Origin of the sequence: Gordonia amicalis NBRC 100051 = JCM 11271 (assembly GCF_000332995.1) — a bacterium.
GTDB lineage: Bacteria > Actinomycetota > Actinomycetes > Mycobacteriales > Mycobacteriaceae > Gordonia > Gordonia amicalis.
In genome coordinates, this window is the sequence record NZ_BANS01000014.1 from 1 (window position 1) to 14,693 (window position 14,693).

Here is a 14,693-nt window from a genome sequence, read left to right on the forward strand (position 1 = left end):
GACTTCGGGATCGCCTCGATGAACTCCACCGCACGAACCTTCTTGTGCGGAGCCACCTTCGACGCCACGAACCCCATCACCTCATCAGCGGTGAGCTGCGCATCCGGCTGCCGCACCACGAACGCCTTGGGGATCTCCTCCCCCGACTCCGCATCGATCACCCCGATCACCGCAACATCGGCGACCCCCTCATGGGTCAACAACAACGCCTCCAACTCCGCCGGCGGCACCTGATAACCCTTGTACTTGATGAGCTCCTTGAGCCGATCGACGATGTAGACACACCCCGTCGGATCGACCTGCGCCAGATCACCGGTGTGCAAAAACCCCTCGGCATCGATCGTGTCCGCGGTGGCCTGCTCGTTGTTGAGGTAACCGAGCATCACATTCGGGCCCTTCACCCACAGCTCGCCGGGTTCCGAGAGCCCTTCCTGCGGCAGCGGGAGGTCCTCGCCGGTGGCCGGATCGACGATCTTGTTCACCGTGTTCGGCACCGGCCAGCCGGTCGACGACAACGGCGGATCCTCACGCCCCAGCGTCGCCTGGGTGTCGAACGGGATGGTGTGGGACACCGGGGAGAGCTCGCTCATCCCGTAGCCCTGCAACATGTGCAGATCCAGACGCTTCGCCACCGCCTGACCGAGCTCGTCATCCAACGGGGCCGCCCCCGACATCATCGTGTGCAGCGAGGACAGATCGTAGTTGTCGACGATCGGGTGCTTGGCCAGCGCCACCGCCACCGGCGGCGCGATGTAGGCCATCGTCACCTTGTGGTTCTGGATGTTCTCCAGGAACTCGACGAGGTCGAAACGCGGCATGATGACCAGCGATCCGCGGGCGGCCAGAGCCGCGTTGAGCAACACCGTCATGCCGTAGATGTGGAAGAACGGCAACACCGCGATCACCACGTCGTCGGCGGTCATGCCCTGCAGCGGACGCAGCTGGGCGACGTTGGCCACGAGGTTGCGGTGAGACAGTGCAACGCCCTTGGGATTTCCGGTCGTCCCCGAGCTGTACGGCAGCACCGCGACATGGGTCTTCGGGTCGAAGGAGACATCCGGGGCGGGGAGATTCGCACCCAGCAGATCCACCGCGTTCGGGTGACCCGAGGCCTCCTGCCCCTCACCGTCGAGGACGATCAGGTTCTCCGCGGGCAGCCCGACCTCGTCGGCGGCCGCCTTGGCCTGTTCGAACATCGGCGATATCGTGACCAGCATCTTCGCACCCGAATCCCGCAACTGCTTGGCGATCTCGGGCGCGGTGAACAGTGCGTTGATCGTCGTCGCCGTCGCGCCGGCCCGCAGGATGCCGTGGAACACCGTCGCGAACGCCGGAATATTCGGCGACAGGATGCCCACCACGTCCCCGACCCCGATTCCGCGCGACGCGAGGGCCCCGGCGGCGGCCTCGATCTGCCCGACGAGCTGACCGTAGGTGGTCGTCGTACCCGACTTCGGGTCCACCAGGGCAATCCGTTCGCGGTCCTCGTCGGCGATCGACCCGAACAGGTAGTCGAAGACACTCACATCGGGGATCTCGACGTCGGGGAAAGGACTCGTGAAGCTCATGGCACCTCCAGTGGTGGGTGGGTTTCGCCTGCGCATCGTATCAACACTCGTTAATACGATGTGACCTGGACCTCTTTCATCGCCCAGTCTTCCCGAATCACCTCCGCGGCGTCGAGTATTTCGGGACGAGTCGCGCGGCCGAGAGTTCCGGACGGCACCATGAGAACCACCCGGCCACCACAGCCTCCACAGTCAGGCCGGTGCCGATCTCTCGACATTGCCGCCTGCCCCCGCCATCACGGCGCCAACTTCGCCCGGAATTCCGCGACTCGTGCACCTCGTGCGACTGGTGTTCACCAGTGGCGCGAGCATCCTTCACGAATGCGAAACACCCTGACACAAGCATGGTTTCGCCAACCAATCGGTTGTGGAGAAGCCTGGCCATCGAACGCATGTTCGAGTACATTGGAGTCATGGCGGAGCTCACCACACTTCTCGACCAGCTCATCGAGATCACCCCACCCACCGACGACCCCACCGGCCGAACAACTCTCGAACAACTCGACACCTGGCGGTTGATACGCAACGTCGCCGACCACCAGATCGCAACGCATGCAGAAAAACTCGATGATCTACGCGTTGCAGAAAGGCTGGTTCCACCACCAAGAAGCTGCTGATCGAGATGGGATTCGCCCCCGCAGTATCAACACGCACCACCCGCATCGCCGACGCGATGGACACATTGGGCAAGGTCGAGGCCTGCGCGGCCGACGGACGTCTCTCCGCCGAGGTCGTCGACGCCATGGTGCGCGGAATGTCGACCATCAAGAAACGCTCCCCCACACAGCTCTCCGACGGCGACCACGCCATCTACGAGACCGAGCTCCTCACCCAGGCCCTGTCCGGCGCCACACCCACCGAAATACAGAAACACGCCCAGACCATCGGCAACACCATCGCTGACGATCAGGGCGGCATCCCAGCCAGCGACGACCGCACCCTCGACACCCTCTCCCACCACACGACCGATGACAGTCGAGTCGAAATCCATGCCAACGTGACGCAACTCGTGGGCGAGAAGTTCATCGCGATGATCGACGAACGCAGCTCCCCCAGCCCGAACCCGACGGGTCGCCCGATCGACGCTCGGCCGCCCAGATCCGCGCGGACGCACTGGAGGTGCTGTTAGATCAAGCTGCCGCAGGTGCGGCGATGGACACCATCGGCACCCCCAGAACCCAAGTGGCGTTGACCATCCCCGCCGACGGCGGCAACCCAGCATTCCTACCCTGGACCGGACCGGTCACCCACGCCATCGCCAAACAACTGTCCTGCGACGGGACCCTCACCGAGATCATCATCGACGGCGAGACCGTGCCACTGCAGATGGGCCGCGAACGACGACTCTTCCCAGCCCACCTACGCAAGGCGATCATCATCCGCGACCAGACCTGCATCAAATGCGGTGCGCCGCCATCCCATACACAGGTCCATCACATCCAACACTGGACCGACGACGGTGACACCGACCTCGACAACGGCTGCCTGCTCTGCCAACGCTGCCACACCCAAGTCCACCACAACGGCTGGGACATCCTCCTCGGCTACGACCGCCACCCCTGGCTCATCCCACCCGCCGACATCGACCCTCAGCGCCGACCGCTACCCGCCTACAACCGCCGCATCATGCGCCTAGACGACATCGCCGCCTGACAAAACAGACTCACGCGCAGCGGGTTTCGATACGGCTCGTCGCAAGCTCCTCACCTACTCAACCAGCAGAGGCACCCGGCCACCAGCCGGGACCGCATCCGTTCCTTGACAACTCCACAGTGGAAATCCGGTTACCCGAGGTGGCCAGGAGGATTCCTCAGGCGCCGGAATCCTCCTGGTCGCTGGAGGTCTGAGCCCCCTCGACCACGGATTCGCCTGGGACATAACGCCCTTCGAGCGGAGCGCCGGCCTCGGGTAGCGCGTCCTTGTCGATGAGGTGCTCGAAAGCCAGGAGGTTGCGCAGGGATTCGCCACGCGAGACGCGCCACGCCCATTCGCGCTGGATCGAGGTGAGGAACCCGAGTTCGAGCAGGGTGTTGAAGTCACCGTCGGCCGCCTCGAGGACCTGCCCGAGGACGCGGTCGAGTTCATCCGAGCCGAGCGCGTCGGCCGAGATCCGGCCGACCAGGTAGATGTCCCCGGTGTTGTCGATGGTGTAGGCGACGCCGTACAGCCGACGGTTGCGCTTGAGGAGGTATCTGTAGACGCCGGTGTGGTTCTCGTCCGGCCGGCGACACACGAAGGCCTCGACCCTGACCCCGTGCTCACTGGCGGTGAGCAGCACCGTCGTCTTGAGTTTCTGCTCACCCGGCAGTTCCAGGATGACGTGGTCGACGTCGGCGCCACCGCCGCTCTTCCGCGAGTAGGCGATCTCGTTCTCGGTCAGTGTCTTTTCGAGCAGGTCGACGACCTCGGTGCGACTCACGACATCCTCTCAGCTGGGGAACGGGGTTCGGCGAGACCGTTCAGACGGTCACCCGGTTACGCCGCCGACGCCAGCGCCGGCGTACTCGTGCGGGCCCACCCGGGCCTTGCGCCGCCGCCTGTTCGGCCTCTGCGTGGGCGGCATCCGACTGGGCGGCGAAGGAGTGCATTGCGTGGCGGTAGCTCTCGATCAGCTGGTCAACCGTGTGCTCCCAGGAGAACCTCTCGGCGTGCCGACGGGCGTTGCGGCCGAGTTCAGCCAGCCGATCGGGTTGCGCGAGAAGCTTTTCCAGCGCATTCGTCCAGTCACCGACCGCGTGACCGTTGACCAGCACGCCGGTGCGGCCGTCGTCGACGGCGACGCCAAGACCTCCCACGTTGGCGGCGATGACCGGCGTCCCACAGGCCTGCGCCTCGATGGCCACGAGCCCGAAACTCTCGGAATGGCTCGGCACCGCGACCACATCTGACGCGCGGTACACCTGGACCAAGCGGTCCGACGGCTGCGGCGGGAGGAAGGTGACGGACTCGGAGATCCCGAGTTCGGCGACCTGATCCATCAGCGCGGTCGGCCGCTGAAGCCCGGAACCCGAAGGCCCGCCGACGATCAGGAGCCGCAGCTGTCGCCCGGACGCGGACGCATCCTTGATCAGGGGCGCGATCGCCGAGACCAGGAGGTCGGGCGCCTTGAGCGGCTGGATTCGTCCCACGAATGTCACGATCGTCTCGTCGGGGTCGAGGCCGAGGATCGATCTGGCTTCCGCCGACGATCCGGGGGTATAGCACTCGAGGTCGGCGCCCGGCGTCACCACGTCGATGCGGTCGGCGTCGGCGTCGTACATCGAGAGAAGTTCCACCGCTTCGGTTTCGGTGTTCGCGACCAGCCGATCGGCCTCGCCGACCACCTGCTGCTCGCCGATGACCCGCAGCTGCGGTTCGGCGGTGTCGCCCTCGGCCAGTGCGGCGTTCTTCACGGCGGCCAGGGTGTGGGCGGTGTGCACCAGCGGCACACCCCATCGGTCGCGCGCGAGCCAGCCGACCTGTCCCGACAGCCAGTAATGCGAGTGGATCACGTCGTAGTGGCCGGGCGCCTGCGCCGCCTCGGCCCGCAACACCCCCGTGGTGAAGGCACACAACTGAGCGGGGAGGTCGCGTTTGTCGAGGCCCTCGAACGGTCCGGCGACCACGTTACGGACGGTCACGCCCGGAGCGGCCGCGACCGAGTGCGCATCGGACGACGACGTCGCCCGGGTGAAGATCTCGACCTCGATACCGCGCCGCGCCAGCCGGATCGCGGTCTGCCACACGTAGACGTTCATCCCACCCGCGTCACCGGTGCCCGGCTGCGCCAACGGCGAGGTGTGCACGGAGATCAGCGCGACACGCCGCGGCAACGGGCTGGAGGTCATGGCCTCCACCTTAGAGAAATGGCGTCGACGGTGACGCGCGCCCTCCGCTTCCACCAGCGCTCACCCGAGCAGTCCCGCGGCTTCGCGTCCGGCCCGACGATCCCCTACACTGTTTTCGGTAACGATTGTCATTTGCGAAAAAGGGTGTCATGAGGAAATCGCTTCTGGCCGCGGCCGGAGTTCTGTCCGCCGCCGCGCTGGTGCTCACCGGTTGCTCGAGCGACTCCGGGAACGGAGACGGCACCCCGACCGTGGTGACGTCGACCAACGTCTGGGGCTCGGTCGCCTCCGCGGTCGCCGGCGACAAGGCCACCGTCACCGCCCTGTACACCAGCACCGATGGCGATCCCCATGAGTTCGAGCCGTCCGCCGCCGACACCGCGACGGTCGCCGACGCCGACATCCTCGTGATGAACGGCGGTCACTACGACGCCTACATGGAGCAGGCCGCGAAGTCCTCGGACGCGACCGTCGTCGATGCATTCGAACTCGCCGGCAGCGACGAGCACGATGCCGGCGACCACACCGACCATGGCGACGCAGGTCACGACCACGGCACCGAGAACGAGCACGTCTTCTACGACCTGCCGGTGGTCGCGGAGGTCGCCGGCAAGATCGCCGATGCGCTGTCCGAGCAGGACCCGGAGAACGCCGGGACCTACCGTGCGAACGCCGAGACCTTCACCTCCGGCATCGACGGTCTGCGGACCGAGCTCGCCGGCATCCGCAAGGCGCACGACGGCACGAAGGTCGCCCAGACGGAGCCGCTCGCGGGTTACCTGCTCACCGAGGCCGGCCTGGTCGACGCGGCTCCCGCCGGGTTCACCCAGGCCGTCGAGGAGGGTCAGTCGCCGTCCGCCGCGGACCGCGCCGCCATGCAGGATCTCCTCGCATCCCGCGGCGTCGCCGTCCTGATCTACAACGTCCAGGCCATCGACCCGGTGACCCAGGCGATGCTCGACGTCGCGAAATCCTCGAAGGTGCCGGTTGTCGAGTTCACCGAGACCCTCCCGGACGGCGTCACCGACTACCTCGCCTGGCAGCGCGCACAGATCGACGCGCTCGCGGCAGCCCTCGACACCGAGAAGAGGTGACCGCGATGACGGTGGGCACCGACCCGGTGGTGACGTTCTCGGGTGCGCGACTCGGCTTCGGCGACCGCGTGCTCTGGGACGACCTCGACCTGACGATCCGCCCGGGTGAGTTCGTCGCCGTGCTCGGTCCCAACGGCTCCGGCAAGACGTCCCTACTTCGTGTCCTGCTGCGTCAGTACCCTCTCGACAGCGGCGCCGTCGCGACCACCGGCGCGATCGGCTACATCCCGCAGCAACACGCCGATGACGCCGACCCCATGGCGATCCGCGGCCGGGACCTGGTCGGTTTCGGCGTCGACGGCAGCCGGTGGGGTCTCGGCCTGCGCGGCCGGTCGCGCAGGCGCGAACTCGTCGACCGGGCGCTCGCCGCGGTGGATTCGCTCCCCTACGCCGACGCACCGCTCGGCGTCCTCTCCGGCGGCGAACAGCAGCGACTGCGCGTGGCCCAGGCCGTCGTCAGCGATCCCGCCCTCCTCTTGTGCGACGAGCCGCTGGCGAGCCTGGATCCCACCAATCAGCAGGTCGTGGTCGACCTCATCGACCAGCGTCGACGTCAGGCCGGGACCGCGGTCGTGTTCGTCACGCATGAGATCAACCCGATCCTCCCCTACGTCGATCGTGTGCTCTACCTGGTCGGCGGGCGGTTCCGCATCGGCACCCCCGACGAGGTGATGACCACCGAGACGCTCAGCGAGCTGTACGGCAGCGACGTCGAGGTGCTCCGGGTCAATGGTCGACTCATCGTGATCGGCGGCGAGGACGCACACCACTGCGTCGACATCGCCGACGCCGGAAGCCAGTCCGCATGAGCGTGACCTCGCTGGCCGTCGAACGTCGGTTCAGCGACCTCTGGGACTTCTCCGAAACCGTGAACCTGCTCGGCTACGACTTCATGCAGCAGGCGCTGCTCGCGATGATGTTGCTCGGACTGCTCGGCGGGCTGCTGGGACCGCTGATCGTGGCGCGGCAGATGTCGTTCGCGGTCCACGGCTGCAGCGAGTTGTCCGTGACGGGTGCGGCGGCCGCTCTGCTGATCGGCTTCAGTGTCAATCTCGGTGGTGTCATCGGTGCGGTGATCGCGGCCGCGGTATTCGGGTTCCTCGGCAACAAGGCCCGCGAACGCGACTCCGTGATCGGTGTCGTGATGGCGTTCGGCCTCGGAATCGGTGTCCTGTTCCTCGCCCTCTACGGCCGCATCGGTACCGGTTTCGCGCTGCTGACCGGACAGGTCGTCAGCGTCGGGATCGACGGTCTCGTGGCGATCGCGATCACCACCGCCGTGGTCGTCGCGGTGCTGGCGGTGATCTATCGACCGCTCCTGTTCGCATCCACCGATCCGCGGGTCGCGCAGGCGCATGGCGTGCCCGTCCGGACGCTGTCCGTCGTCTTCGCGGTCATCATGGGACTCGCGGCGGCCCAGGGTGTCCAGATCATCGGCGCGCTGCTGGTGATGTCGCTGCTGATCACCCCGGGTGCGGCGGCGGCGCGGGTGACCGCGAATCCGGCTCGGGCTCTGGTGCTGTCGGTCGTCTTCGCCGAGATCGCCGCGGTCGGCGGGTTGCTGATGTCACTCGCGCCGAAACTCCCGGTCTCGGTGTTCGTCACGATCATCTCGTTCGTGATCTACGTCGTGTGCCGCTTCATCGGCTCACGCCGCGTGCACGCCACGCGCTAGTACTCCTGGGCGCTAGTACTCCTGGGCGTCAGTACTCCTCGGCGAACCCCGGATTGCAGCGGGCGCCGATCATGTCCTCTTCGGTGACGACGGGGCGTCCCGGTTCGAGGTTCCAGCTCGGTTTCTCGGGTTCGACGATCCGCGCGAAGCGCCAGTGGCACTCGAACTGCGCCTGCATGCCGGGGGTGTCGGCGCCGGCGTCGAGTCCGACGACCTCCCGCCACGCCGCGGCCATGGCCGTGGGGTCCTGCGTGTACCGCCCGGAAGTGGTCGGGAACACCGAGAGGCTGGGACCGACCTCGGTGTCGGTCCATTCGACGCGTTCGATGAAGGGTGCCCGGTAGACCACCGTCGGAGTGGTCGGCGAGTCGCTCGCCCCGTGGGTCGTCGTGGCCGCCCCCGCCGTGACACCGCTGGGCGTGACACTGCCCGGCGTCGTACTGCTCGGGGTGGCGCTGATCGGGGCACCGGTACCGGCGGGTTCGGTCGAACCACATCCGCCGAGGACGATCGCGACGCCGACACCACCGGCGCAGGCAGAAGCGAAGATCCGCGCCCTCGTTTGTGCCATCGACGTACTCCTCATGACGCCACCCTAGGCGACGAGTAGCCTGCAGCTGTGAGACACCGGCGCACGATGCGGATGCTCGCCGCCGCCCTCGTCGTCGTGCTCGGCGGACTGATCTGCATGACCGGCTGCGCCCTCACCCCGCTGGCCGGTCCACCGGAGTCCACCCAATCCCACCGAGTCCGCGCCACGCCCACCGGCCTCACCCTCGACGGGAAGCCGTGGTGGCCCGTCGGTTTCAACGCCTACCAGCTCGGCACGGACTGGTCGGTCAACACCGGTTGTGGCGCGGAGGTCGATCTCGACGACTATTTCGCGCAACTGCCGCCGCGCGCGCTCACCCGTTTCAACCTGTATTCGTCCTTTGTCGTCGACAAGCGCAGTGGGCTTATGGATTTCGGACCGCTCGACCGGGTCTTCGCGGCCGCCTCCCGTCATCGGCAGCTGGTGTTGCCGGTGCTCACGGGCGGATCGGGAGACTGCGAGGACGGCCGGTTCAAGGACCGTGGCTTCTATGTGAACGGCTGGCGCACCCAGAAGTCGCGAAGTCACCAGACCTATGCCGAGTGGGTGCAGACGGCCGTGACCCGGTGGCATGACGAACCGTCGATCATCGGCTGGGAACTGGTCGGCGAACCGGAGGCCAGCAGCTGCGGCACCGCCTGCGACTGGCGGAACCGGGTGTGCCCCGACGACGCCACCGCGGTGCTGCGAGGCTTCTTCGATCAGGCCGGTGCGCACCTCCGTTCCTTCGACGACGCACGACCGATCTTCTCCGGACTGGTGGGTGGCGACCAGTGCGGAATCGCCGGGGACGCCTATGCGGAGGTCGCCGGGTCGAGCGGGATCGATGTCCTCGACTTCCACGACTACAGCTCCGGCACGCACTCCGGACCGCGCGGCAGCAATCTGCCCACACGCATCACCCAGTCGCGTCAGCTCGGAAAACCACTGGTGGTCAACGAGATCGGCGTCGAAGCCGGATCGTGCCTGCCGCTGTCCACCCGGGCGCGGCAGCTCGACGCCATCATCACCCGCCAGCGCGACGCCGGAACCGCGGGCGCACTGCTGTGGTCGTATGTACCCGACCCCCGCACCTCGGAATGCACCTACGACATCGGCCCACACGATCCCGCGTGGAAGGTCGTCCGCGACCATGCGCGCTGATCGTCGTCATCTCATGATCTGATAGACACGCCAATCCGGCAGGTCCGCACCGTCGTTGCGCGCCTCGAGGACGAGCGCCCCGATCTGGGCACCGTTCTCGTACATGGTCGGATAACGCTGGTTGATCGCATCGGCCACACCTCGACCCTCGACCGGAGCGGTGAGGAAGTACCTGACACCGAGGTCCGCGGGAGCGTTGAGCCGTTGGGCGAAGTCCCGGTCCGACGGGATGACGAACTGTCGCGGCCGCTCGGACTGCACGACCACCGCGAATCCGTAGACGGTGTCACACAGGACCGAACCGTCCGGTAGGGCAAGCCCGTCGAGGTACTCGGCCAGAGCACGTTCGGTGGAGAACGAGCGGACCACGCGTTGTTCATCGAGATACTTCTGCTGAACCGAATCCGGTTGCGGGTTCACCACCGATCCCAGCGCGAACTCCTGCGGGGCGTACTTCGGTGACGTCATCCCCATCGCGGTCACGGGCAGCGCCGACGCCATCACCACGATGGCCACCGTGCACGCGATCGTGTACCCCCACCGCGATGCGTAGGGCCGCACAGGCGCCGGGTCCGCGTGGGCGCCCGCGCGACGCATCGGGATCGGCCGGCGCAGCGGTACCGACATCAACGCCACGATGGCGGCCAGGAGGATCACCGTCATGTAGAACCGCAGGAAGCCGAAGGTCGAACCCCGCGCGTAGCCGAAGACCTGGAAGGCCAATACCGCCACGATCACGAGCCCCGGCAACAGGGGTGACAGCCGGTGGCGCCGCGCACGCACGCCGATCAGCCCCACGACGAGGATCGGCAACAGCGGCGCGAGAATGGCCAACTCGGTGATGGAGAACCAGATGGCTTCGCTCGTCGTCGACGATCCGCTGCCGCCGGATTGCGCGATGATGGCGGCGTTGCCGTACTCGGAGGTGAACTGTGCGAACGCGTTCCCGGTGATCAGCCAGCCGGTCGCCGCCCAGGCGAGGAAGGCCAGCGCGCTCGGGGCGACGACGAGGGTGATGTCGACGAGGCTTCGCGACAGACGTTTTCGCCCGTCGCGGCGGCGGTAGGTGACCCATCCGACGACGCATCCGGCGGCCAGCGCGGCCGCCCCGCCGTCGTAGCGGGTGAGGTAGGACAGTGCGAGCGCGATTCCCGCGACGACAAGCTCGTGTACGTCATCGGTGGAGACCCAGCGGATCAGGCGGCGCGACGCCCAGGCGAGAAAGAACAGGTACGGCGCCTCGCTCATCCCGTTGGCGCCGTACAGCACGACCATCGGATTCGCTGCGTAACAGATCGTGAAGACCGCGGCGACAACCGGATCGAGACCCCGATCGCGAGCGATACCCGAGACCTGGACGACCGAACCGGCCATGAACATCGACGACATGATCACCGCCGACAGCGCGTGGGTGGTCATCTCCGGCCACCACGGGCTCAACGCGACGAGGGGCAGTTGCACCACCGCGGTCAGCGGGGTGAAGACGAAGCCGATGGCCGACAGACGCGGTGTCCGGCTGAACAACACGCTCTGCGCCGACTGGACCCTGGACAACGCGTCACCGAAGAAGAGATGCACCTCGGTCGCCAGGTACACCCCGACGACCAGATACGGCAACCAGGCGGCCAGGAAGATCAGGACCCCGACCCGAAGCCGCCGGTTCACGTGGCGCCTCCGGGCTCTTCCCCACTCGTGCCGTGTGCGCCCTGCTCACCGGGATCGTCCGCCGCGGATTCCTGATGGCTGGTCGACAGGCCGTGGAAGGTCTTCTCCCAGTATGACGGATTGACCAGGATCTGCCACATGCCCTTGATGGCCGCGACGCTCATCATCAGCCAGTACAGCGGGATCAGCAACGCCGAGAACAGCAGTTCGCTCCGGTCGTCCTCCCGGATCGCGATCAGGTTCATGTATATCGCCGCACCGTTGCCCAGCAGCATCGAGACGAGCGCGAGGTAGTAGATGGGTCCCGGGAAGAGGTCGACGACGATCAGCGGCTGCCCCGCGATCCACAGCGCGAGGATCAGCCAGAACACCATGTTGACGCACGCGATCACCGGCGTGCCCGCGATGAGCAGCGTGAAGCGGACGAACGCAACGGGTCCGAGGATGTGCCACAGCTTGACCGGGTGACGCATGTGCACGAGCCAGGTCTGCATGCAGCCCTTGTACCAACGGGATCGCTGGCGCACCCAGTTGATGGCGTCGACGTTGGCCTCTTCCAGCGTGATCGAGTCCAGCACGACCGTGCGGTAACCGTGGTCGGCGATCCGCACCCGAGGTCGGCGTCCTCGGTGACGTTGAAGGGCTCCCACGCCCCGATCCGGTCGAGCACATCGCGTTTGAAGTGATTCGACGTGCCGCCCAACGGAATCGGCGCCCGACTCACCATCATCCCGGGCAGCAGGAAGCCGAACCAGATCCCGTAGTCCGCGGTGAACCACTCGGTGAGCATGTTGTCGCGGACGTTGTGGAAGCTGAGCTTGCCCTGGACGCACACGACCGACTCGTCGTCGGAGTTGTTCAGCACGTAGACCGCACGACGCAGTTGCAGGGGATCGGGTTTGTCCTCGGCGTCGAAGATGGTGACGATGTCACCGGTCGCGAAGTGCATGCCGAAATTGCACGCCTTGGGTTTGGTTCGCGGTTGTGCCGGCGGTGTGAGGACCACGGTGACAAGGCCATTCGCCTCGACCCCGCGTGCGGCTTCGATCGTCGGCTCGTCGTCCTCCTCGAGCAGCAGGAGGACCTGGAGCTTCTCGCGGGGGTACTCGATGGTCTCCATGGCGGCGACGAGGTCGCCGACCACTTCGGGCTCACCGTATGCGGGGACGAGGACCGTGTAGCGGGGAAGTTCCTCGTCGGGGATCGACCGGGCCTGCTCGTCGCTGACCCGGATTGCCCCGTTCACCGGTCCCCGCCGGAAGATCACCAGCCGATCGGCGAGAGTGACGACGTAGGCGACGGTCGCCGTCGACACCAGCGCCGCGCAGGTGCCCACCGGGAAGAAGACCATCAGCACGGCGATGACGCCGAGCAGCGTGAACCCGATGATCTTCTGAATCCGGTTGAACGCCACCGATGCCGACATGTCCGCATCGGCCTCGCGCAACCGGTCGACGGCGTCGCGGAGCGCTTCCGCACGGTAGTCCTCGTCGGCGAGCAGTTCGGCGACCGGCCGCCGGGGCCGCGTGCTGCGCGCCACCCCCCGGCGCGTCGGCGTCGCGTTCGTCGATGGTCACGGCTCGGCCCTCGCGACCTCGACGAGTTGTGACCGCACCAGCCCGCCGGCGAGCCCCACCAGGAGATCGCGATCCTTGTACTGCGGGTCGGTGTCGAGGAGAACCGCGTTGCCGCGCAACAGGATCGTCATGAGCGAGGTGAGGTTTTCCAGGAGGGTGATCCGCGGTTCCGGGAAGTACGCCGCCGGCTCGTGATCGTCGACGGCCCAGATCATCACCTGTTGCGTGCGGCGCCCGTTGTTCCACCACCACGAGACCACCGTGTACGTCAGGTATCTCGCATCGTCGACCACGCTGCACATTTTTCCGCGAACCCCGAACGGCAACGCCACGTCGACGGGTTCGTTCGAGCGTTCGTCGGACAGGTCGTAGCGGAAGATGTCGGGATACACCTCGAGCGCGAGCGGTCGCCGGCTGTCGACGCTGTCGACGACGACGCGGCGGGGTCGGGCGAATTTGTCGAATGCCCGTGTCCCCCGGCTCTGGACGAGCACCTGGCGGGTGAGGACCGCACCGGGACCGTACAGGCGGGACACCCAGCCGTAGACGCGAACCGATTCCTGACGCCAGCCCGGTGGGATGTTGAGCTGCCCGCCGATCTCGAGCTGCGGGTATGTGTTGCTCTGCCAGGTACTGCCCACCGGCGGGGTGGGGATGAATGCCAGCAGGATGGCCGCGAGGACCACCACCAGCACGGGCCGCCCGACGAAGCCGACCGTCGGATCCTTGACCTCCCCTCGCACCGGCGGTGACCATCTCCGCCCGCCGCGTCGCCGGTAACTGACCAGCATGATCCCGGAGGTCGCGACGGCCGCGATCAGAGCCGGTCCGGGGACGAGCACATTGCGCGGCGCCTCGAGGGCGTTGAGCACCAGCAGTGCGAGAAGGCCCACCGCACCGGCGATGAGCGCCGCGACCGCCTTGCGCCGCCAGGTACGTCCCACCGCGACGACCGTGGCGGCGACGGCCATCAGCACGAGGGCGAATCCGGCGGCCATCGAGGTGCCGCCAAGCGCCAGCACCAACCCCCGCACCGGGATGGGGAAGATGAGCAGGAACACCAGCCAGGCCCACTTGTAGCGGGAGACCGGCCGCAGACCGAACAGCAGGATCGACGCTCCGAGCACGAACATCCACAGCGCCAGCAGATCCATGTGCGACGTCAGATAGGCCCGGCCGTAGCGCGGCGTGACGAGAAGCTTGCCGGCCACCGCCAGGACGATCACCACGATTCCGACGATCACGTCGGTCTGCCGGTCGTGGATGGGTGGCTCGTCGAAGTCGCGCCACGAGACCCCGACGACGGCGATCAGGCTCAGGACCACGAGCACGGGCACGGGCACGGGCACGGGCACGTACAGGATGAGTGTCTGGGCCCGCAGTTCGTCGATCACCGCCGCGATGGTGTTCCAGAAGCCGAGCACCGTGCACGTCACCAGCAGCACCCACCGGAACGCGATGACCCGCCATGGGTGATCGCCGAACAGCGGCGTCTCGGGACAGGAGAGTGTCGCCATGGCGACGACCTGTGAGGCGGTCAGGGCCATGCGCG

General features: G+C 66.9%; 10 protein-coding genes and 2 pseudogenes. 5 read left to right on the forward strand and 7 right to left on the reverse strand.

All coding sequences use genetic code 11. The features are described from left to right. Positions 1-1,568, reverse strand: a 1,568-nt coding sequence (locus GOAMI_RS06555; protein WP_006435642.1) for an AMP-binding protein, incomplete at its 3' end; no start/stop codon positions are given. 413 nt (positions 1,569-1,981) lie between these two features. Here GOAMI_RS06555 and GOAMI_RS06560 point away from each other — a divergent pair. After that, positions 1,982-3,221: pseudogene (locus GOAMI_RS06560) on the forward strand (HNH endonuclease). A 157-nt stretch (positions 3,222-3,378) separates the two neighbouring features. Here the strand turns inward: GOAMI_RS06560 and GOAMI_RS06565 are convergent. Both GOAMI_RS06565 and mshA read right to left on the reverse strand, forming a co-directional pair. Then, positions 3,379-3,987: a type III secretion system chaperone family protein gene (locus tag GOAMI_RS06565; RefSeq protein ID WP_006435646.1), complete on the reverse strand. Its 609-nt coding sequence runs from the start codon at positions 3,985-3,987 to the stop codon at positions 3,379-3,381. 40 nt (positions 3,988-4,027) lie between these two features. Next, positions 4,028-5,395, reverse strand: coding sequence for a D-inositol-3-phosphate glycosyltransferase (gene mshA / locus GOAMI_RS06570; RefSeq protein WP_006435647.1), 1,368 nt, complete (start codon positions 5,393-5,395; stop codon positions 4,028-4,030). A 149-nt stretch (positions 5,396-5,544) separates the two neighbouring features. Here mshA and GOAMI_RS06575 point away from each other — a divergent pair, with 149 nt between their 5' ends. From GOAMI_RS06575 to GOAMI_RS06585, 3 genes are read left to right on the forward strand one after another with little or no spacing between them, the layout of a single operon-like run. Next, the gene (locus tag GOAMI_RS06575) at positions 5,545-6,489 is read left to right on the forward strand and encodes a metal ABC transporter solute-binding protein, Zn/Mn family (protein WP_006435648.1); all 945 of its coding nucleotides are present in this window, start codon (positions 5,545-5,547) and stop codon (positions 6,487-6,489) included. Between the two features lie 5 nt (positions 6,490-6,494). Next, positions 6,495-7,298 carry a metal ABC transporter ATP-binding protein gene (locus tag GOAMI_RS06580; protein WP_006435649.1) on the forward strand — a complete coding sequence of 268 codons (804 nt, stop codon included), beginning with the start codon at positions 6,495-6,497 and terminating at the stop codon, positions 7,296-7,298. Beyond that, entirely contained in the window at positions 7,295-8,164 is an 870-nt protein-coding gene (locus tag GOAMI_RS06585; protein WP_006435650.1) for a metal ABC transporter permease, read from the forward strand. Before GOAMI_RS06580 ends, GOAMI_RS06585 begins: the two co-directional genes overlap by 4 nt. Positions 8,165-8,192: 28 nt before the next feature. Here GOAMI_RS06585 and GOAMI_RS06590 read toward each other — a convergent pair whose 3' ends face one another. After that, the gene (locus GOAMI_RS06590; protein ID WP_006435651.1) at positions 8,193-8,735 is read right to left on the reverse strand and encodes a DUF2599 domain-containing protein; all 543 of its coding nucleotides are present in this window, start codon (positions 8,733-8,735) and stop codon (positions 8,193-8,195) included. Positions 8,736-8,807: 72 nt separating this feature from the next. Here GOAMI_RS06590 and GOAMI_RS06595 point away from each other — a divergent pair, with 72 nt between their 5' ends. After that, positions 8,808-9,899: a hypothetical protein gene (locus tag GOAMI_RS06595; RefSeq protein WP_006435652.1), complete on the forward strand. Its 1,092-nt coding sequence runs from the start codon at positions 8,808-8,810 to the stop codon at positions 9,897-9,899. Positions 9,900-9,905: 6 nt separating this feature from the next. On the opposite strand, the gene GOAMI_RS06600 is transcribed toward GOAMI_RS06595, so the two are convergent. The 3 genes and pseudogenes from GOAMI_RS06600 to GOAMI_RS06610 form a co-directional block, all read right to left on the reverse strand. Continuing rightward, the gene (locus tag GOAMI_RS06600) at positions 9,906-11,564 is read right to left on the reverse strand and encodes a glycosyltransferase family protein (protein ID WP_006435653.1); all 1,659 of its coding nucleotides are present in this window, start codon (positions 11,562-11,564) and stop codon (positions 9,906-9,908) included. Next, positions 11,561-13,141 (reverse strand): annotated as a pseudogene (locus GOAMI_RS06605) (glycosyltransferase). The gene GOAMI_RS06600 and the pseudogene GOAMI_RS06605 overlap by 4 nt, the downstream one beginning before the upstream one ends. Beyond that, on the reverse strand, positions 13,138-14,688 hold the full coding sequence (locus GOAMI_RS06610) for a hypothetical protein (protein WP_006435656.1): 1,551 nt from the start codon (positions 14,686-14,688) through the stop codon (positions 13,138-13,140). The pseudogene GOAMI_RS06605 and the gene GOAMI_RS06610 overlap by 4 nt, the downstream one beginning before the upstream one ends. Between the last annotated feature and the right edge of the window lie 5 nt (positions 14,689-14,693).